Below are 16,171 nucleotides of genomic sequence, written 5' to 3'. Positions count from 1 at the left end.
AAATACAATCTCGGTTTCAAGCCTTGCTGTGAATTTATTGAAAAATTAAAAATTCTACCTCAAGGAACCTACGATAGGCTGAGATTCCAAAAAGACTTTAAAGTTGGCAATATCTTTGCCACAGCCAGAAAGAGAATATCTGAACAGGAGAAAATTAATGCAATATCGACAAATTCAAATAACAATCGCCAAAGACGGTACTATCACCGAGCGCGTGATTAATGGAGTTGGTAATAGTTGTACAGAACTCACTGCCGGGTTAGAGAAGGCATTGGGTGAGGTGCGATCGCAAGAAGTTCTACCTGAATACAATCAGCAACCAATCGAAAATCAGGAGGATGAGAACCTGTGGCAGAACCAGAACATTTAGAGTTTCCTGAACCACTATCAAGCCATGAATACTCTGCGTTTTTAACAGGATTGGTAAACTATCTTGAAAACCCATCAGAACTAGGGCGATTGGAGCAATCCCTAGAAATAATTAACGAGCAACTTAATTCAAATAGTTCTGAAAATTACTATTGCTACCACTGCGGTGCTGATTTCTCTGATTGGTACAGCCTTTCTGACGAGGAGCGAGAACATCAAATAGAGTCTGACCCAGATATAAATCCTGGAAACTTGCCTATTTGTTGCCCTTGTTGTGGGATTGCTTATGAAGATGAGGATGATGAAATATATTAAACACTATTGCTTTTGATGGAAAGCTTTTTTGCCCCCAATGTAATCGCAAGGTAATAGAAGCTGTCCGTTACTTCCAAAAACCAATTTTTGAAATTATAACACCTTTGACCCGCCCAATTTCATCAATTTTACCGGAGCAGAATAATGTCTCACCTAACCCATATCAGAACCACTATCAAAAACCCGCAAGTTCTTGAGAAAGTTCTAATTGAAATGATTGACGATGGACTTAATGGCATTCTCCAAGGAGCAAAACTGGAGCATAACACTGATATTCACGATCCTTTTGGGAATAGCAAGATAGCAGAACTTGTTATTAGACGAGTGCAAAACTATCAAGGAGGTTACGATTTTGGATTTAAACTTAGTGATTCTGGAGAGTTTCAGTTTCTAACCCGTGATGGTTCAAAGCGTGATGCCCAGAAATTTATGGAAACCCTAACTCCTTGGTACGCCAAAGAGAACGCAATCGCTGCCCTAATTGCCCAAGGTTTTGATATTGAATCTCAGACAGAATCAAATGGTGAAATGATAGTCACCGCTAGTAAATGGGCTTAGTTTTGGCAATTGAAAATTTATTCCTCGTTGAAATCAGCGAGGGATTTTTTTAAGTTAGCATAGAACATCTGTACTACAATATTTATGTTTAGTTGTCAGCTTGCAAATACTTATAGCCCGACTAAAAACTATAGCGTTAACAATTGGTTTTCAACCCCAAAACTGGATGGAATTCGAGGGTTATATATTCCCGGTCAAGGATTAATAAGCCGGACGTTAAAAACAAAATATGTTGGCCTTGAACATATCGAGAATGTCTGCGCCCAGATAGCACAAGCTGGTTATGTTATTGACGGAGAGCTTTACATTACTGATGAAAAATTTGATGTCATATCAGGAATAGTCCGCGATCGCAAAGGCTATGACATTACCCAAAAACAGCGTGTTCAGTTCCATGTATTCGGTCTGTGGAAAGACAACACCACCTGGGCGAATACAGAGGCAATGGTTAGCAAAATTCAAGAAATAATTCCTGATGGTCAATCGGCAGTCGTAGCAGTGCCGTATACAGTTATCGAAACTAATCCGGTGATTGTGCAAACTCAAAACCAACTTAATAAAGATTCCGGTGCTTCCGATGAAGGAACGATGCTAAGGCATCCAGACGTAGCCTATTACCAGGGGCGATCGCAACACCTACTGAAAGTCAAAAACTTTGAGAAGGGCACATTTATTGTCACGGAATTTCACAAAGGTACTGGCAAATATTCCAAAAGCCTGGGAAAACTTTCTGTTGAAGGTAAGGCAGGTGAAGTTGCGGTAAAATCCAAAGTTGGCACTGGATTTACTGATGCAGAAAGATTAGATATTTGGGCTAATCAATCCAAATATACTGGAGCTAAGATTGAGGTAATTTATATGGGCATCACTAATAGTTCTAGTAGTTCTATAAAAAGCTTGAGACATCCGGTATTTTCTCGAATCATTCAAGATTAATTCAGGATAAAAGAAATGTTTAAAATATAGTTAATTTGTACTACCTTTGCTAAACTAGGCAGTGTTAAAAGTTAAAGCCTACCTCAAAATCAGGAGACAAAATGGCTTTTGAAACTGCAAGTTTGGTAGTTAAAACATTAAATGCAGTCCTGAAAGATTATAACTTTTGGGGCCAATCGGAAAGTGACTCACCGCTAAAGCCTGGACGAACAAAAGCAGTTATTGACAGTGACAAACTCTTGTCTTTGGATAGAAGTTTACGCATTAAGGCTGGTGCAACTTCTAATAGCATTCCCAAGGATCGCATTATCACTAGTAAGACGTTGGACGAAGTGTTTGTGCCACTTGCCAATAATGCGATCGCAGAACTCAAAAATCAGAGTGATATGGTTGATGCTGGAACTGCAACTTTAGAAAGCCTAGCTAGCGAAGCTGAAGCAGTTGAGTACTACGTGCAATTGTATGAAGTATTCAAGCAACTAACAGATGCAAAGATATGGTACGTTGACAGCCCAAGCGATGCACAAGTTGGTTTGTTTATCACCGGAACAGTAGGTAGCGAAACTGTTTACGCACAGACTCTGTTAATTCAGACCTAATTGCATCTAGTTTGACAGCCCATTTCCATCTATAGCCCTGGACTAATTTGGTTCAGGGTATTTTTTTAATTCTTTTTCTACAAATTAATGCCCAAAATATAACCCTCCTTAATTTGACCGGAGGGTTCATTTTTTCTGCATCAAACTAAGCAGCTTTTTTAAACAAGTAACCTAGTTCAGGGATGTCTTGAGCAAGTTTCCAACCAGTGCGCTCACTCCACAACGGAGTTGTTTCGGTTAACCCCTTGGCAACAAGTTGAGACTCAGGCACTTCAACAGGTTGACCATTGATTTGTATATGCCACAAGTTTTCAGTACCACTTGCTAGTAGCTCTAGTGGAATTGGTGGGGGGACTTTAGAAACTTCGGTTTTATTTTGCTCAACTGGCAATACAGACTGTGAAACAGCAGGGTCAGGTTCAATCGAAAATGTATTAGCAAATTTAAACACTGCCTTTCGTCTGGCAGAAATTTTAATTGCTTCTCCTGTTTTGGGATTTCTGCCGTCACGTTCGGGTAAATCTTTGTGAGAAAAAACCCCAAATTTTTCTAGTTTGACATTTTCTCCTTTACGAAGTGAAACTTGTACAAAATTAATGAAAGACTCAAGAATGCTATCAACAGTTGTCTTGTTGTAACCAGTTGAAGACTGAATGTATTCAGATAAGTGGGAGTTCATAATTAGAAAACAAACGCAAAACCTTCACATGATTATAGCTAATTATAGCTATTTGAAGAAAAGATAGTCTTTGATTTCTTCTTCGGTCATGTTTGGATCAAAAAGTGTAACTTCAGTTGTTTTAGAATCCTTGAATCTAGTTGAGTAAATCTTCATGGTTTTAGTAATTCCTGGGAGCATATAGGGACGATATTTTTCACCAATATTTCCTAAGTGAAACCAGCCGATTTGAGTTTTTGCACCCTCCCATTTCATCTCAAGGGCTAGATATTGCTTGCTAGAAACTTCACGAATGTAAGCACGAACCATTACCTCTTGCCCTTTCCAAGGGTTTTTTTGTGGTGCTGACCAAGAACCGTGCTGAACTGCGTAGCAAATAATAACCTTGGCTTCCTCTGGTTTAGAGTTCTTGAGCTTTTCCACAATTTCGTCAGCGAAGATCATAAACACTAATCCAGCATCGCCAGTTTCCGCCTGATGTGCCACTGTCCAGTAGGCACTAACCCAAGACATCGCTTCGTAGAAAGTGCCGTCAGGTTTGGCAGTTTCCAGAATGTTTTGCTTACTGGCCTTTGTTGCCTCCGCAGTTTCCCGAATTAATCTAGTAGACCCATCATTGCCTTCTTTCCATTCAATAGCTTTTCGCATTGCATCTCGGTAGGTGTCCCGGTGAGAAATAGCGATCGCTAGTTGTTCCGGTGCATAACTTACATCATTGAACAAAACCTTTTCGTAAGTTCTAGGTGAGGAATCAAGCCGGAGGTCTGGTGCTTTCCATTTTGAATTAACTGTTTGAACTATGCGGGATACGGTATCAAGAGCATCTGCTTTTACTGCACAAGGACGGTCACGGTAACAGGCTGGTTCTTTGAAGTCTTTGAGCCAAGGAGACTCAGCGCCTTGTTCATTCAGAAACGCTTTAACAGCATCTAAGCCATTGATGTTATTGGGGTAAGCACTCTTGAGAGAGTCAACCGCGATTTGCACCTGCTGAGAGAGAAAATCGATAATCCGCATTTCCTCATCTTGTTTCTGTTCACCCCCAGCAGGAATGTTTAAAACGATTTGCTCACAACCGCCAGAACGCGCCCTTGCCAACAGCGAGGCAACAATCCCCGTTAAGTCATTCATTGAGTTGATGGCAATTTGTTGTAAGTTACCAGTCAGTGCCATTTTAGGAAATTTCTTCGTTGCTGGAGGTTCATCAAAGTTAGCGATCGCCTCCCTCATATTTGGGTACGCACTGCTCTTGATAAGTTGAATAAAATCCCCATCGGTATCGCGCCCCAGGTTTAGAAGAAGTAAACGGGGTGCAGCCATAATACCAGTGCTGTTGATGTAAGTTCCTTCATGAAGGTTCTCCCACAGCTGACAATCGCCCCAGTGCCGCATGGGGTTACAGAAAACTATGTACTCGCCCTCTTCAAAGTCAGGAGCGCAAAATACCTTTCGTCCTTTAATTCGTCCATCAGGTAGAACAATATGGTAGTGAGCTAGCAATTCGTCAGGTTGTGCCATAAGTGAATAGAACCGCACACCTGCGGCCTTAGCTAAATTCAACCAGACAGCTTGCATACGCTCTTTCACCCGCCGCACAACATAGGGGTGCAGCAGCAATATTCCTTGTTTGTCTGCCTGGATGATGCGGATCATTGTGTTCTCATACTCAGCTTCCGATTGAAGCTTGTCAGACCCTTCTTCAAGTTCGGCTTCAGCTTCAGACTGGTCGATTCTCAGGATTTCGGCTAGGTCAGTGATGCTGTTGTAGGCTTTGGATAGGCGATCGCACTTTTCTTCTAGCCGACTGATAATCTTATCTTTTTGTAAAGTTTCAAAATCAAACCACTGAAACAACATCCATCCTGGTTTTGCGCGGCGTTCTTCTGCTTCAAACACCAAACCCATGAGAATCTTGCCTTCATGGTTGCCCAGTGTCGGTTTATTGCCCTTGAGTGAGGATAGTGGAATTACTAAATCAGCACCAAAACTATCAAGCTTGGGGTTGTAGGCAACTGTACCCTTGCCAATCCACTCACCCCACAAAGCAGCGCGAAACTGTAGGGGTCTACCTTCATCTACATAGTTGTTATCACCATCTGGGTCAGCAGGTAAGCCCAAAAGTTGCATCAGACGTTTACTAGCTTTGGCATGAGAATCACCACTTTCCCAGTGAATATTGTTTACTTGGTCATCCAAGAAATTGCCATCATCATCTTTAGCTTCATCATCAACGACGATGAATCTCATTTGTTGATAGACCATTTTCTTACAGCCAGTGTGCAGAATTGATCCATAGATAATGCGTTTCCATTGGTCTTTGGCTGCCTCGCCGTAATATTTCTTACCTACAGTCTGTTTATTAGTAAACGTAAATCTCCCGTGATTCCTAGAACCACTTGCCATATCCAAAAAGAAAGCAGCCTCATATCCCTTTGGCTTGAATGAGTCTAGCGATCGCGGGTTAGTTTCGGTTTTCTCAATTTCCCCAATACAAAATTCTAATTTAGGGTGAAGTCCTGCAAGTAATATATTGCGGCTAACAACAACAGGTGCTTCTGACCAGTTTTTATTCTTGCAACTCCACACCTGCCACTCAGAAACAGTCTCGATTCTACCCTGAGAGGCATCTGGTAAATATCTCGTGTTTTTAAATTGAATACTCATACTCTTTACTCTTTACTCAAAAAATCAAAATTTGTAGAAAACTCAGTCCATAATGTATTAGCTATTTCATCTTTCATAGGAATTGGTACAGCCAAACTCATATCAATACATAGTTTCCTCGCATCTCCATCAAATGAAAATGCGTAGATATTGGCATACTGTTTCCCTGTTTCTTGAATCAAATCTTCTTTAATTTTGCCCAAGTCCTTAAGCTTTTCTTGAGCATCACCAAGGAGTCTAGCAAATACTGTATCAGGTTCCTGATTGTTATTACCTACTGCTAATACTGTTATCCAGTTACCGATATCAGCCTTTTGACTCAACTTAATCGTAATGATAATAATCACTGCTGCGGCAATTATGTAGGGAGCGCATGAAGTTAGAAAACTCCAAGCTCCTGCAAACATTCCAGTATTATTAAATACTGCGGGAAGTAAGTCTTTTGCACCTCTTAGTACTCCTCCGGCGATGTAGCGAACTGCTTCAGCCCCAGATGCGTTTAATCCCTTCAGAACAAGACTAGTCACTGTTTTAGTTACTGCTTCTGCTAACTGTGCGGGGATAGCTACGCCTTTGAGGATGAATGTTTGCAGCAATCCAGAAGCGATCGCATTTACCACGCCAATCACATCAATAACACTCGGCGAAGCAACAGGAACAATCGCGCTGGGTGAGAAACTTGAAGAAATTGTATAGCCGCCAACCGAATCATTTTTGTATTTTTCGTCTTTTATTATTGCCAATAATTTGTTAAGTTTGTTTATAAGTTTGCGAAAATCTTTAATTGCCGGATTTAGTACTTTTTTCCTTAACTCTCTCATGTCAGCCAGAAAAGGGTCTAGAGCTTTTTTCTTCAATGCTCTAATGCCCTCAGCAAAATCATTCTTTATCTTTAATAAACTTTTCTCTAAATCAATATAGAATTTTGCAAATTCGTCTAATACCTTTTCCCTGACAATCTGAATACCTCTAATTACTTCTTCTGGAATAGAATCTTTCCGTTCTTGTAACTGGTCAAGCAGAGGTTCTAAAATCTGAACTGCTTTCTCTTGAATTTTCTCTGCTAGACTGTGCAACCAATCTTTATTGTTAATTTCTGCTGCTTTAACTTTCTGATAAATTGAAACCTCTCCCATTTGTCCGTCATAACTGCTAGAACTAACTTGCTTGTTCAACAAACCCACATTCAAGAATAAATTGTTTGCTTGAATAGCGGCTTGATAAATCTGAAGGTCACGAGTTTTTAATTTTAAACTAGCTGCAAGCTGGTCGCCTTTTGCAGCCAAATTACTGTACACCTTGGAATTAAAACACTTGTTGATACCGTAGGAAGTTCGTAACATTTCAATGGACGAACTTTTTACGATATTACTTATCTCGCTCTCAGAAAAGTAGCTAAGTATATTTTCTATGGTGGGTAAATTTCCTCTGGAAAAGCTGATAGGTTTTAACTCGTCGAACCAATCAAACGGACTCTCTAAGGCGCTAAAAATATCGTCGGGAACATCCAAACCACCTTTTTTTATCCAATCTTCGCCAGATATTTGACCTAAAATGTCTTCTTTGCTCATCGCTCATAGCTACTTTTAGTACAAAAATACTAAATATTTTAGCTCATGATTAATGTCAAGTCCGAACAATCATTTATTATTCTCCCTTTCGCATCAGAGCATCCCCGCTTCCCTCTTTGAAAAAGGGCGGTACATTCCGATATCTGGCTTGGGGGCTTTCTCTAAGAATGAAGGGATAAAGGGCGATCGCTCCCTTTCCACAGAACTGGAGGTCAAGCGATCGCACTTTTGACCTTCTCAAATTACCGCCAAAAAATAACTCCCGCTTGGAGGCATCTATTACTTAGATTTGGCGTGACGACTATTTCACCACAATAGGTCTATTCAAAATGCTCATGACTTCACCAGGATTAGGACTGGGTAGTAAAGGACTCCAATCTCCAACATCTGCATAGCCAATCACCTGCAAGTAGTGAATTGTGCTAGTTACAGCTTTAGAAGAACCAATCAACAGATGTTTGAGCGGTTCTTTAAGAGGGGTTGCTTCAGAGGATGTTTGATTGGTGGTGGGGTTGTTAGCACCTGACAAAAAGTTTTGTGTCATCATTTATTAGTCTCCCAATATGGGGGTAAACATCCGCGATCGCTCTGTTTGGTGCCCAGCCGAGGGGCGATCGCTTCGCCGTTGCGCGTTGCAACACTCACAATCATATCGCCGAAATAGGACAATCGGATAATAGGATAAACCGCTAAATCAAAATATCCTAAAAAGCTGTGCAAAAATTAAGCCGTTGTACGCTGTGCAAGGTTGATGAGCGAGAAGAAGGAATTACGGGGCTATGTTTCTCCAGAGTTAAACCGATTGTTTCGGGCAGTAGTAGCCCTCAAAGATAAAAACCTAAGCGATACGATCGCTGAGGCTCTAGAAGATTGGCTCAATAAACCTGAGAACCAGGAAATAATCAAAAAGCACAATTTGAAGTCCGAAGAATAACCGATCGCTCACTTTCCAAGAGAACTACAGCTGTTAACAGGTTTACTCGATTCAGTTCTGAGAGATAATCTGCTTTGTAACTCCCAGTGATGACTTTGGAACCCAACCAGCTAAACCTATTTCCAGAAGTGAAACCCACACCAGCACCTAGAACAGAGGCGCTGGTGATGAGCGAGGCAGTACTGCTGAAGTGGAAAGCGCAAATCTTTGACTATCAGCAGGTAGTAAGGGAAATTCAGCCACCACAACAGACGGCATTATTTGATCTAGCCCCGGCGCACTGCGGCCCAGACAGGATTGATCCGTTGCAGTTGTCAGTGCGATCGCTCTCTTTTTGGAGAATGCCAGCAGATAGCCCCGGCGATGTGTGTCTCTACTTCATCGTTGACTCTGCGGCTGGCCTGATTTTATATGTAGGGGAAACTTGCAGAAGTAACAAGCGCTGGAAAGGGATTCACGCCTGCAAGGATTACATAGCCAGCTACCAGGATTTGCATTATCGCTATGGAATAAAGACAGCAGTTAACATCGCGTTTTGGTGGGACACTCCGGTTGACCGACGCGCACGGCAGGAGTTGGAATTGAGTTTAATTTTGAAGTGGCGATCGCCATTTAACAAGGAAATGTGGGAGCAGTGGGGGCAACCGTTTGGGTAAAATTTTTTTGTAACAATAAGAGGCTTACGAGAATGTCTGATAATTTTCCTTTTCAAAATCCAGACCAACTACAACAATGGCATCAGGGTATAAAAGATGCAAACCGTAATAATATTTTTTGTCATTGTCGTGCTTGCGGTTATGAGTGGATGGATTCAGCATTTGATGTTACTTGTATTCAATGCAGTAGCAAAGATGTAGAAAGTATTTCATCTTGGCAATTTCCAGATGACTAAATCAGAATAATTTTGCATAATACGATCGCACCCAGAACTGTTTTATTCAGGCACACTTACAGAAGAATGAAATACGGGATGAAGGGCGTGAGGTGGAAAACCTTCTTGTTTAAGTTGGTGTTCATTCATATAGTCACTATCAAGGATTCCATAACTTTTAGTAATTTCTACCATCTCCATCACAAATTCTCTATTAAAAACTACTCCAAAATAAGTACTGCCTTTAAACTTATTTCCAATCCATGTAGGGTCAATTACTTCCATTGCGTTATTAACTAACCAAGCATGAGATACTGCAAAATCTAACTCATCATCAATAGCAAACCCTTCACAGTAACTTAGTTGCGAATAGTCCCATAATGCCTTGTAGCAGTTTTCAAAACAAGCTTTACGTTCACCTTTAAATGGTGATTTAACCTGAGTTACAAAAGGTTTACCATAATCCAAAACTAGCCTTTGTGTACTTTTGTATTGAAAGTCAGAACGTGTGTTAAGTTTATCAATCAAGTCTGCTTGTTCTTTTAATATTGCCAACAGACGGTCTAAGTTACTGCTCATTATTTAAATACTTATTTGCTAGTTCTTTTTCAAGTTGTGGATTTCGGTGTTCGATGATTTGTATGAGGCTGACTAGCCGATTGAACCAGTATTCACGAATCGCATCAATTTCTAAACAGGCATAGTTTATTGACAATTTTTCATCTGAGTTAGTTGATGTAGCTCCAGATGCTGCTGCTTTTTTAGCTTTTTTCATTTCCCCAGCACAAAGCGCATACTCAGCCTCTATCGTCTTCTGAAATTCCTGAGCAATATTTAGCTGTTCTGGGGTCATGTATCTCTGATTTTTAAATACTTCATTTATCGCTTCTTTATTACTCATAAAATTAATTTTTTTGTATCTACAAAACTATGAAACTTATAAAGTATAGATTAAATAATACATCATAACTAATGTCCAAGATTTTATATTTTTATTATCTAAATATTAAACCACCAATACTTATGTAATCCTCTCAGTTTTGAATTTGCATTACTATGTTCATCCGCCCATGTTAGTGTACTATCATCACCACAAACATAACCAGAGCCACCAAATTTACTCTGACCCTCATCTATTATTTCCATCATTACTTTAATAATTGTTCTTTCACTTACAGAAATTTCGTAATGCTCTAAAAGCAAGTTTTTAATATCCTTAGCGCAAACACCATCAAAAAATCTTGGCTTTTCGTCAAGAATATTAATAATTATAGTTTTTAATTCTTCTGCTTTCATTGTTTTACATAGATATTTTCATATTTTTATTTTATATATAAATCGTTGTATTAAAACAAATCATTCTATAGGTTTTAGCCAACCAACACATTTTTCATAATGAAATTCTTCATCTTCACAGTTAGCAACTCTAGCAATCTCTTCTTGATGATGAGGATAAGGAAAAGATCCGAAATATCCTTGTTTTATAGAACCATCCTCTAATAATAAGAAATAAGTTCCATATTCTTCTGGTAGTCCTTCAATTAATTCAAAATTTAATATTTTATTTGACATTTTAATTATCCTTAAATAAATCGCTAAAATCCTTTTTGTTCTAATTTCTTAAGTTTTTCTAATTTACGATTTAGAAGTGAAGCATCAGTTTCTGGTTCAGCATTATCATCCACTGTGCGTTCCTCTTCCAGCCATTCCAACAGTTCGGCTTTTGGACGAAATGACATTACAGGACGCTTTTGGTTGTAATTTTCTTGGGCTTGGTAAAGTGCATCACGATTGGCTTCATTCCATCGCTGCTGATTAGACTTAGCAGAAGACTTATGTTCAGAAAACTCTGGCATAACTTCAATTTTGAGATAACCTCCTTGACTTTTGAACTGCCAACGTGTGTTGCAATGATCAAAATGTTTCTTTGCACCCCGTTCAGTTTTCCAACGCTTGCACAAACGTAAATCTTTATTAGTCCAAGCATATTCAGTATTACTATCAAATGTGTAGAGCCAACCCAAAGGCTTATTTTCTTTGGTATAACAACGATAACCGTAGTACATTTTATAAAAACAAAACTAATTAATTTTATTAACTAATAGAATCGATACCTGCTTTCTTTTGAAGAGAGTATGCAAATTTTATTGCTTCATCAATATTGTCAAATTCTTGCTCACCGATGAAAGTTTTCCAGTCCAGCATAAAGTTAATAACTCCACCTTTCATGCCGGGATTGAAAGTTACACTGACCGAATGCTCTCCTTGAGTTTTGTTTAGCGGTTCAAGAAGCTTAAAAAGCTCATCAATTTGGGATTGTGCATTAGTCATTGAAATTCATGATGGTTTTGGGGATAGTCAGAATGTGCGATCGCCTACGGTATAGCTTATCGTTTACTCTTAATATTCTACATAGTTTACTATGTATTTACAAGCTGACAAAATTGTATTCATAGCAATCGCGGTTGAGTTGGTAGACCCAACTGCCTGTTACTTCTTGAATTGTTACTGCACCAATGTAGTGGCGAATGTGCATTGCAGTGTCGATATTGCCCCAGATGGGGTTTAGCATCGTTGCATCGGTTTGCAGGTATGCACCGCTATCATTTTTGATTACATAGGGATAAGCCGTGTACATAACTTTTTTATTAACTTTTTATTTCTTGTTTGCTAGGCAAGATGGTGCGATGTATTGACCAGATTTATATTTGGCATTGATTTTATCGTCAGATATCATTATGATTCTTTCCCACCCATTACTAAAACTGGCTCAATCCAAACTAGTTTTCTTTGCTGTCTGCCTTCACCGTAAGGCTGATTGCGTAAGAAGCCTCTGCGCCAATGGACGCTCTTAGTACCATGTGTACCGCTACTGCCTTCACTACTTTGCGTCCCTTCACGTTTGAGTCGATATCCAAGTCCTAGCCAAAGTGGTTGATAAAAATCTTGCGCTTGCGCTTTGCCAAAACCTCTATTCACCCTGACTAGTTCGCTTGTTGTATCTACAAGTTCAGGGCGGCATTCCATTATCAAAATTAATCGCAGTAAAATTGAGTGCAAATATTCATTAAATCCTTTGACTACCTTAGGATCAATATCTTGTGAATCAGTATAAGTAAGTTTTTGTGCATCAAGTTTAAATCTGCGGCAAAAGAAACTAGATCCATCGGTTGCTGTCCAATAAAGGATACCAGCTTCACTATCATAATGCCAAAAAATAGCATCAACGCTCTTATTTTCAGGAGAAAGAATTACTCCTTTGGGCAGCATAAACATTCCCGTTTTCATTGCCCAATTTAAACTGTCTACGTCAACGGTTAAAACCGATTGCAGCAATGCTTCAACTAAATCTTTGTTCACCCAATAAGCAGGACATTTAGCAAGACCTACTTTAAACAAGGTGTATAGGGTGATGTACATCGATTCTGCGGGATTAGTCCTTAATTGACGCAGTAGCTTTTGTTCCTCCGCAGAGTAGTAAATGTCTGCAACAATACCGCACATCTTTTCATAGCTTTCGTAACCGTCTACAGGTAAGGTAGGACGAATAACAATTTCATTAAACCAACCTTTAGGTTTTTTGCTCATGCGCTGCGCTTTAAGAACTCCTGGCGATGCCATCTCATTGCATCAACTCTAGGATAATACTGTTGTTGACTTGGTAAGATAATGCGATCGCCCCTAAATTCTCGCATTGGTCTAGCGTTGGGTGAATCTTCTCGCAGGTTCTCAGCAACGATGATGGTGTAATCGTCGTTGATAGTAAACCAAAAGCGGTCAAATGCCCAGTGATGATTTTTGCATAGTGAAAGCCCGTTATTGATACGGTCGTCGTAGAACTGGGAGAATGGTTTGATGTGTGACCCGTCCACAATGTTTTGACCAAGTGAATCGAGTATCTGTAACCCGCAAAACGCGCAGCGTTGGTTGTAAGTTGAAACTACAATTTTGCGAAAAGCACCATCTCGCACAATTACAGCTTGCTCATCTTCTAATTCCTCTGGTTTGTAGACCTTGCCGCCGGAGCGTTGCAACTGGTCTTGTAGTTCAGCAAAGGCGTTGACCTGAAGTAACTGTTCAATATCCTGTGTTTTATCACTAAACCAGGAATCAATTAGCACATGGGTTAAAAAACTTCTAGATTCAGAATTTTGCAGAAGTGTCCACAGTTCAACATCAAGGTAGGCATACTCTACAGTTTCCCTAATGGTGCTAGGAGTCCTGATTTTTATTTTGGCAGCAATCAGTGATTCAAAACCCAGTTTCATTTGGTAATGCCAAAAGCGATCGCTAGTGAGGTGATAGAAAGGTAAACCTATATCCGGCTTGCGTACTGGTTCTAGGTGGCTCCAAAGTTTAAGAAACGTGACGATAAGTTCGGCATTGAAGGGGAGTTGGTTTTTGGCTATCTGTCCGGTTGCTATCATTTCAATTACCGACAGCAGCAGTATGGGCTTATTTGGTGCGCCGGGGCTAACGTTTAAACCAATTTTGTTGGATGCAGATTTGGGAGAAAACTTCTTAACGTAGTAAGCTAAATCTTTATTCATTTGCAGCTATGCGCGAATATCGATGTACACGTAACGCATTATACTCACACGACTGCATAGGTCGTGATGATATCACCGCACGCCAAGGTCGTTACATCTGGGCTGAAAGCGAAGAAGAAGCTTGGCAAAAAATGGCAACCAAGTTTCCAGAAGAAACCGAAGCTGGGTTTACTATCCAGGAATGGGAAGGGTTTAATGTCACAGTTGTAGAAATAAAACGGGATGAAAACGGGAACACTATAGAGTAATGTTTTTAACTCCTGTTATGTCATCGGGAAGCAAAATTATCAGCACAATTCTCAAGCACGATACGAAAGTCACAAGTTACAAAATAGCCTTGCTGCGTGCGATTAATGATGTCGTCCTCAGCTTCCCCGATTTGCGGAACCCAAGAGCAGACGTAGCAGTTCCTTTGCGTTTACTAGCACAGTTTTGGGTGGCTTACTATTGGCCATTTGTCAAACCCAGCGAACCCATTTTGCAAGGGCAACGAACAACACTGAACGCTCAATTGCGAAATGATATGTCGTTTCGCCCTGAGTTAGAGAGACTACGGTGTGAATGGGAATCAATTGTTGGTGGAACCTCAAGCCCTAGCGATGGCTTTTTCCTCATAAACGAGCTGAGAGTCCCGCGAAAATATCTTGCATACTCCAAACCGTTACTTCAAGTCTACCAAACTGCCCTCACTGCCATTAGCAAGGCAATTGAAATGCCAGTTAAATATGCAGGGTTTGGTCACTGGAGTGTGTTTGATAAACCCTTAAAGTATACAGAACTTAGCACTCCAGTTATAGCAATTCCAGGTACTAAACCAGAAGACAAATGCTTAGTAATTCAAGCCGAACTCTGGCAAACTTTTGGAGAGATGTCATTGTGGATTGAAGCGCTTTGTATTCATGAATGGTGCTTGTTTACAGAGAAAGTTCAACAGGAAAATCAGCAAAAAGCGCATCGAGGTTTTATTTATCAGCTGCTAACAGATAGACCAGACAACCGCAGACCTTTGAGTTGGGAGCGCAACCATGTTGATGTACTCTTGATGGAAGGAACAGAGTTTGTTTGCCCCTGGACACAAAAGCACATTTCTTATGGTATCAGATACGATTTAGACCACCTTTTACCTGTATCTCTCTATCCGATCAACGAACTTTGGAACTTAGTACCTGCTGATCCTAATTTCAATTCACACACCAAGCGCGATCGCCTTCCTTCCCAGGAAAAATTACAGATGGCTCAACCTTATTTAGAGTTAGCTTACAGAAACTACAGTAAATCTGGTTCGCTCTCGCTAGCACTTAAAGAGGATGTGGCTGTCAGATTTTATACTGTTTTTGATGATACCGCTTCTTTCCCTGGTGTACTATCAACTGCTGTTGTTGACCTCATTAATATCTTTGCTGAGTCTCGCAATCTAGCTCGGTTTTGACGGCGGCGATCGCTATTTAATTTTCTTAGCTAAATCTATCCAAGCCTCAATACCTTTTGTAGTAGGTGTCCCGCTTGTAGTAAACGTGCAGATACTACGGCTATGCTCGTCACCATAGCTAATGTGAATCGGTCGCTCGATGCCATAGTAGTACAGCCTATCAAATGGCAAGCGTGTATCTAAAATCCAGTCAACAACCTTATTGCTCGATATATTCGCAATCCGAAAATCGCAGGCGGCTCCCAAGCGATCGCAGTAGTATTTTCCATTGCGGTTGACTTCATGTGCCATGTGTTGGTCAAGATTTGGGGCAACCCGTCCATTTTTTAAGCCTGTTACAGGATCTTTCTGCTCCAAAAAACGTTTCAAGTCTTTGGAGCAGAAACCATAAGTAAGTTGAAATTGCTCTTGACCAAAATGGTGAATAATAGGATCAACAATATGATTGCAGAGATTTTGCAAAGCATCTATACTATCGGAGTTTGTAGGAAACGGATTAATCTGCTTGGTGTACTTTTGATAAGTGTTAGTGCAAGTGCAAAAATCGATAAGGCTTAAATACTGTCCCAACAAAAGATTTTGAGATTCCATCATCAACCGCCAATACTACTAAAATATCAGTTATTTATTAAAAAGATAAATTTCCTAAAATAGCTTTAACTACATAACAAAATTAGAATAAAATTGAATTAACAA

At 40.0% G+C, this 16,171-nt stretch carries 25 protein-coding genes; 10 read left to right on the top strand and 15 right to left on the bottom strand.

Annotated features, from left to right (window positions below; translation table 11 throughout):
• Window positions 1-157 precede the first annotated feature (157 nt).
• The 5 genes from F8R90_RS18520 to F8R90_RS18500 all read left to right on the top strand — a co-directional run bounded on the left by F8R90_RS18520 (window position 158) and on the right by F8R90_RS18500 (window position 2,777).
• Entirely contained in the window at window positions 158-370 is a 213-nt protein-coding gene (locus tag F8R90_RS18520) for a DUF2997 domain-containing protein (RefSeq protein WP_196511564.1), read from the top strand.
• Window positions 349-684 carry a hypothetical protein gene (locus F8R90_RS18515; protein WP_196511563.1) on the top strand — a complete coding sequence of 112 codons (336 nt, stop codon included), beginning with the start codon at window positions 349-351 and terminating at the stop codon, window positions 682-684. The genes F8R90_RS18520 and F8R90_RS18515 overlap by 22 nt, the downstream gene beginning before the upstream one ends.
• 144 nt (window positions 685-828) lie before the next feature.
• On the top strand, window positions 829-1,242 hold the full coding sequence (locus F8R90_RS18510) for a DUF1257 domain-containing protein (RefSeq protein WP_196511562.1): 414 nt from the start codon (window positions 829-831) through the stop codon (window positions 1,240-1,242).
• Between the two features lie 84 nt (window positions 1,243-1,326).
• A complete protein-coding gene (locus F8R90_RS18505) occupies window positions 1,327-2,178 on the top strand; it encodes an ATP-dependent DNA ligase (protein ID WP_196511561.1) in 852 nt (283 codons plus the stop codon).
• Between the two features lie 101 nt (window positions 2,179-2,279).
• Window positions 2,280-2,777, top strand: coding sequence for a hypothetical protein (locus F8R90_RS18500; RefSeq protein ID WP_196511560.1), 498 nt, complete (start codon window positions 2,280-2,282; stop codon window positions 2,775-2,777).
• 145 nt (window positions 2,778-2,922) lie between these two features.
• Here F8R90_RS18500 and F8R90_RS18495 read toward each other — a convergent pair whose 3' ends face one another.
• From F8R90_RS18495 to F8R90_RS18475, 5 genes are all read right to left on the bottom strand, one after another.
• Entirely contained in the window at window positions 2,923-3,456 is a 534-nt protein-coding gene (locus F8R90_RS18495) for an HU family DNA-binding protein (RefSeq protein WP_196511559.1), read from the bottom strand.
• 48 nt (window positions 3,457-3,504) lie between these two features.
• Window positions 3,505-6,120, bottom strand: coding sequence for a hypothetical protein (locus F8R90_RS18490; protein ID WP_196511558.1), 2,616 nt, complete (start codon window positions 6,118-6,120; stop codon window positions 3,505-3,507).
• 5 nt (window positions 6,121-6,125) lie between these two features.
• Window positions 6,126-7,691 (bottom strand): hypothetical protein, encoded by a 1,566-nt coding sequence (locus tag F8R90_RS18485; protein ID WP_196511557.1) that lies wholly within the window; start codon window positions 7,689-7,691, stop codon window positions 6,126-6,128.
• A gap of 76 nt (window positions 7,692-7,767) precedes the next feature.
• Window positions 7,768-7,932 carry a hypothetical protein gene (locus tag F8R90_RS18480; protein ID WP_196511556.1) on the bottom strand — a complete coding sequence of 55 codons (165 nt, stop codon included), beginning with the start codon at window positions 7,930-7,932 and terminating at the stop codon, window positions 7,768-7,770.
• A 60-nt stretch (window positions 7,933-7,992) separates the two neighbouring features.
• A complete protein-coding gene (locus tag F8R90_RS18475) occupies window positions 7,993-8,238 on the bottom strand; it encodes a hypothetical protein (RefSeq protein WP_196511555.1) in 246 nt (81 codons plus the stop codon).
• Between the two features lie 204 nt (window positions 8,239-8,442).
• Here F8R90_RS18475 and F8R90_RS18470 point away from each other — a divergent pair, with 204 nt between their 5' ends.
• The 3 genes from F8R90_RS18470 (at window position 8,443) to F8R90_RS18460 (ending at window position 9,517) form a co-directional block, all read left to right on the top strand.
• Window positions 8,443-8,625 carry a hypothetical protein gene (locus F8R90_RS18470; RefSeq protein ID WP_196511554.1) on the top strand — a complete coding sequence of 61 codons (183 nt, stop codon included), beginning with the start codon at window positions 8,443-8,445 and terminating at the stop codon, window positions 8,623-8,625.
• 89 nt (window positions 8,626-8,714) lie between these two features.
• Window positions 8,715-9,281, top strand: a complete 567-nt coding sequence (locus F8R90_RS18465) for a GIY-YIG nuclease family protein (RefSeq protein WP_196511553.1) — start codon at window positions 8,715-8,717, stop codon at window positions 9,279-9,281.
• 32 nt (window positions 9,282-9,313) lie between these two features.
• Window positions 9,314-9,517 (top strand): hypothetical protein, encoded by a 204-nt coding sequence (locus F8R90_RS18460; protein ID WP_196511552.1) that lies wholly within the window; start codon window positions 9,314-9,316, stop codon window positions 9,515-9,517.
• Between the two features lie 42 nt (window positions 9,518-9,559).
• On the opposite strand, the gene F8R90_RS18455 is transcribed toward F8R90_RS18460, so the two are convergent.
• From F8R90_RS18455 to F8R90_RS18415, 9 genes are all read right to left on the bottom strand, one after another.
• Window positions 9,560-10,075, bottom strand: a complete 516-nt coding sequence (locus F8R90_RS18455) for a hypothetical protein (protein ID WP_196511551.1) — start codon at window positions 10,073-10,075, stop codon at window positions 9,560-9,562.
• Window positions 10,065-10,397, bottom strand: coding sequence for a hypothetical protein (locus F8R90_RS18450; RefSeq protein ID WP_196511550.1), 333 nt, complete (start codon window positions 10,395-10,397; stop codon window positions 10,065-10,067). The genes F8R90_RS18455 and F8R90_RS18450 overlap by 11 nt, the downstream gene beginning before the upstream one ends.
• A 98-nt stretch (window positions 10,398-10,495) precedes the next feature.
• A complete protein-coding gene (locus tag F8R90_RS18445) occupies window positions 10,496-10,792 on the bottom strand; it encodes a hypothetical protein (RefSeq protein ID WP_196511549.1) in 297 nt (98 codons plus the stop codon).
• A gap of 60 nt (window positions 10,793-10,852) precedes the next feature.
• The gene (locus F8R90_RS18440) at window positions 10,853-11,068 is read right to left on the bottom strand and encodes a hypothetical protein (RefSeq protein WP_196511548.1); all 216 of its coding nucleotides are present in this window, start codon (window positions 11,066-11,068) and stop codon (window positions 10,853-10,855) included.
• Window positions 11,069-11,091: 23 nt separating this feature from the next.
• On the bottom strand, window positions 11,092-11,562 hold the full coding sequence (locus tag F8R90_RS18435; RefSeq protein WP_196511547.1) for a hypothetical protein: 471 nt from the start codon (window positions 11,560-11,562) through the stop codon (window positions 11,092-11,094).
• A gap of 28 nt (window positions 11,563-11,590) precedes the next feature.
• Window positions 11,591-11,827 carry a hypothetical protein gene (locus tag F8R90_RS18430; RefSeq protein WP_196511546.1) on the bottom strand — a complete coding sequence of 79 codons (237 nt, stop codon included), beginning with the start codon at window positions 11,825-11,827 and terminating at the stop codon, window positions 11,591-11,593.
• A gap of 97 nt (window positions 11,828-11,924) precedes the next feature.
• Entirely contained in the window at window positions 11,925-12,134 is a 210-nt protein-coding gene (locus F8R90_RS18425; protein WP_196511545.1) for a hypothetical protein, read from the bottom strand.
• Window positions 12,135-12,232: 98 nt separating this feature from the next.
• Window positions 12,233-13,084, bottom strand: coding sequence for a hypothetical protein (locus F8R90_RS18420; RefSeq protein ID WP_196511544.1), 852 nt, complete (start codon window positions 13,082-13,084; stop codon window positions 12,233-12,235).
• On the bottom strand, window positions 13,081-14,046 hold the full coding sequence (locus F8R90_RS18415; RefSeq protein WP_196511543.1) for an HNH endonuclease: 966 nt from the start codon (window positions 14,044-14,046) through the stop codon (window positions 13,081-13,083). Before F8R90_RS18415 ends, F8R90_RS18420 begins: the two co-directional genes overlap by 4 nt.
• A gap of 8 nt (window positions 14,047-14,054) precedes the next feature.
• On the opposite strand from F8R90_RS18415, the gene F8R90_RS18410 reads away from it, so the two are divergent.
• Together F8R90_RS18410 and F8R90_RS18405 are read left to right on the top strand one after the other, a co-directional pair.
• Window positions 14,055-14,294 (top strand): hypothetical protein, encoded by a 240-nt coding sequence (locus F8R90_RS18410; protein ID WP_196511542.1) that lies wholly within the window; start codon window positions 14,055-14,057, stop codon window positions 14,292-14,294.
• Window positions 14,294-15,475 carry an HNH endonuclease domain-containing protein gene (locus tag F8R90_RS18405; protein ID WP_230966350.1) on the top strand — a complete coding sequence of 394 codons (1,182 nt, stop codon included), beginning with the start codon at window positions 14,294-14,296 and terminating at the stop codon, window positions 15,473-15,475. Before F8R90_RS18410 ends, F8R90_RS18405 begins: the two co-directional genes overlap by 1 nt.
• 12 nt (window positions 15,476-15,487) lie before the next feature.
• On the opposite strand, the gene F8R90_RS18400 is transcribed toward F8R90_RS18405, so the two are convergent.
• Window positions 15,488-16,069, bottom strand: coding sequence for a hypothetical protein (locus F8R90_RS18400; RefSeq protein ID WP_230966349.1), 582 nt, complete (start codon window positions 16,067-16,069; stop codon window positions 15,488-15,490).
• Window positions 16,070-16,171: the final 102 nt, after the last annotated feature.

Origin of the sequence: Nostoc sp. NZL (genome assembly GCF_015714705.1) — a bacterium.
Lineage (GTDB): Bacteria > Cyanobacteriota > Cyanobacteriia > Cyanobacteriales > Nostocaceae > Nostoc > Nostoc foliaceum_A.
This window is presented reverse-complemented; position numbering and strand designations above follow the sequence as displayed.

Bases quoted from the DNA above. Each gene is read 5' to 3' on its own strand.
- F8R90_RS18520 (WP_196511564.1), top strand. From the start codon at position 158: ATGCAATATCGACAAATTCAAATAACAATCGCCAAAGACGGTACTATC.
- F8R90_RS18510 (WP_196511562.1), top strand. From the start codon at position 829: ATGTCTCACCTAACCCATATCAGAACCACTATCAAAAACCCGCAAGTT.
- F8R90_RS18505 (WP_196511561.1), top strand. From the start codon at position 1,327: ATGTTTAGTTGTCAGCTTGCAAATACTTATAGCCCGACTAAAAACTAT.
- F8R90_RS18500 (WP_196511560.1), top strand. From the start codon at position 2,280: ATGGCTTTTGAAACTGCAAGTTTGGTAGTTAAAACATTAAATGCAGTC.
- F8R90_RS18495 (WP_196511559.1), bottom strand. From the start codon at position 3,456: ATGAACTCCCACTTATCTGAATACATTCAGTCTTCAACTGGTTACAAC.
- F8R90_RS18490 (WP_196511558.1), bottom strand. From the start codon at position 6,120: ATGAGTATTCAATTTAAAAACACGAGATATTTACCAGATGCCTCTCAG.
- F8R90_RS18485 (WP_196511557.1), bottom strand. From the start codon at position 7,691: ATGAGCAAAGAAGACATTTTAGGTCAAATATCTGGCGAAGATTGGATA.
- F8R90_RS18475 (WP_196511555.1), bottom strand. From the start codon at position 8,238: ATGATGACACAAAACTTTTTGTCAGGTGCTAACAACCCCACCACCAAT.
- F8R90_RS18470 (WP_196511554.1), top strand. From the start codon at position 8,443: ATGAGCGAGAAGAAGGAATTACGGGGCTATGTTTCTCCAGAGTTAAAC.
- F8R90_RS18465 (WP_196511553.1), top strand. From the start codon at position 8,715: ATGACTTTGGAACCCAACCAGCTAAACCTATTTCCAGAAGTGAAACCC.
- F8R90_RS18460 (WP_196511552.1), top strand. From the start codon at position 9,314: ATGTCTGATAATTTTCCTTTTCAAAATCCAGACCAACTACAACAATGG.
- F8R90_RS18455 (WP_196511551.1), bottom strand. From the start codon at position 10,075: ATGAGCAGTAACTTAGACCGTCTGTTGGCAATATTAAAAGAACAAGCA.
- F8R90_RS18450 (WP_196511550.1), bottom strand. From the start codon at position 10,397: ATGAGTAATAAAGAAGCGATAAATGAAGTATTTAAAAATCAGAGATAC.
- F8R90_RS18445 (WP_196511549.1), bottom strand. From the start codon at position 10,792: ATGAAAGCAGAAGAATTAAAAACTATAATTATTAATATTCTTGACGAA.
- F8R90_RS18440 (WP_196511548.1), bottom strand. From the start codon at position 11,068: ATGTCAAATAAAATATTAAATTTTGAATTAATTGAAGGACTACCAGAA.
- F8R90_RS18435 (WP_196511547.1), bottom strand. From the start codon at position 11,562: ATGTACTACGGTTATCGTTGTTATACCAAAGAAAATAAGCCTTTGGGT.
- F8R90_RS18430 (WP_196511546.1), bottom strand. From the start codon at position 11,827: ATGACTAATGCACAATCCCAAATTGATGAGCTTTTTAAGCTTCTTGAA.
- F8R90_RS18425 (WP_196511545.1), bottom strand. From the start codon at position 12,134: ATGTACACGGCTTATCCCTATGTAATCAAAAATGATAGCGGTGCATAC.
- F8R90_RS18420 (WP_196511544.1), bottom strand. From the start codon at position 13,084: ATGAGCAAAAAACCTAAAGGTTGGTTTAATGAAATTGTTATTCGTCCT.
- F8R90_RS18415 (WP_196511543.1), bottom strand. From the start codon at position 14,046: ATGAATAAAGATTTAGCTTACTACGTTAAGAAGTTTTCTCCCAAATCT.
- F8R90_RS18410 (WP_196511542.1), top strand. From the start codon at position 14,055: ATGCGCGAATATCGATGTACACGTAACGCATTATACTCACACGACTGC.
- F8R90_RS18405 (WP_230966350.1), top strand. From the start codon at position 14,294: ATGTTTTTAACTCCTGTTATGTCATCGGGAAGCAAAATTATCAGCACA.
- F8R90_RS18400 (WP_230966349.1), bottom strand. From the start codon at position 16,069: ATGATGGAATCTCAAAATCTTTTGTTGGGACAGTATTTAAGCCTTATC.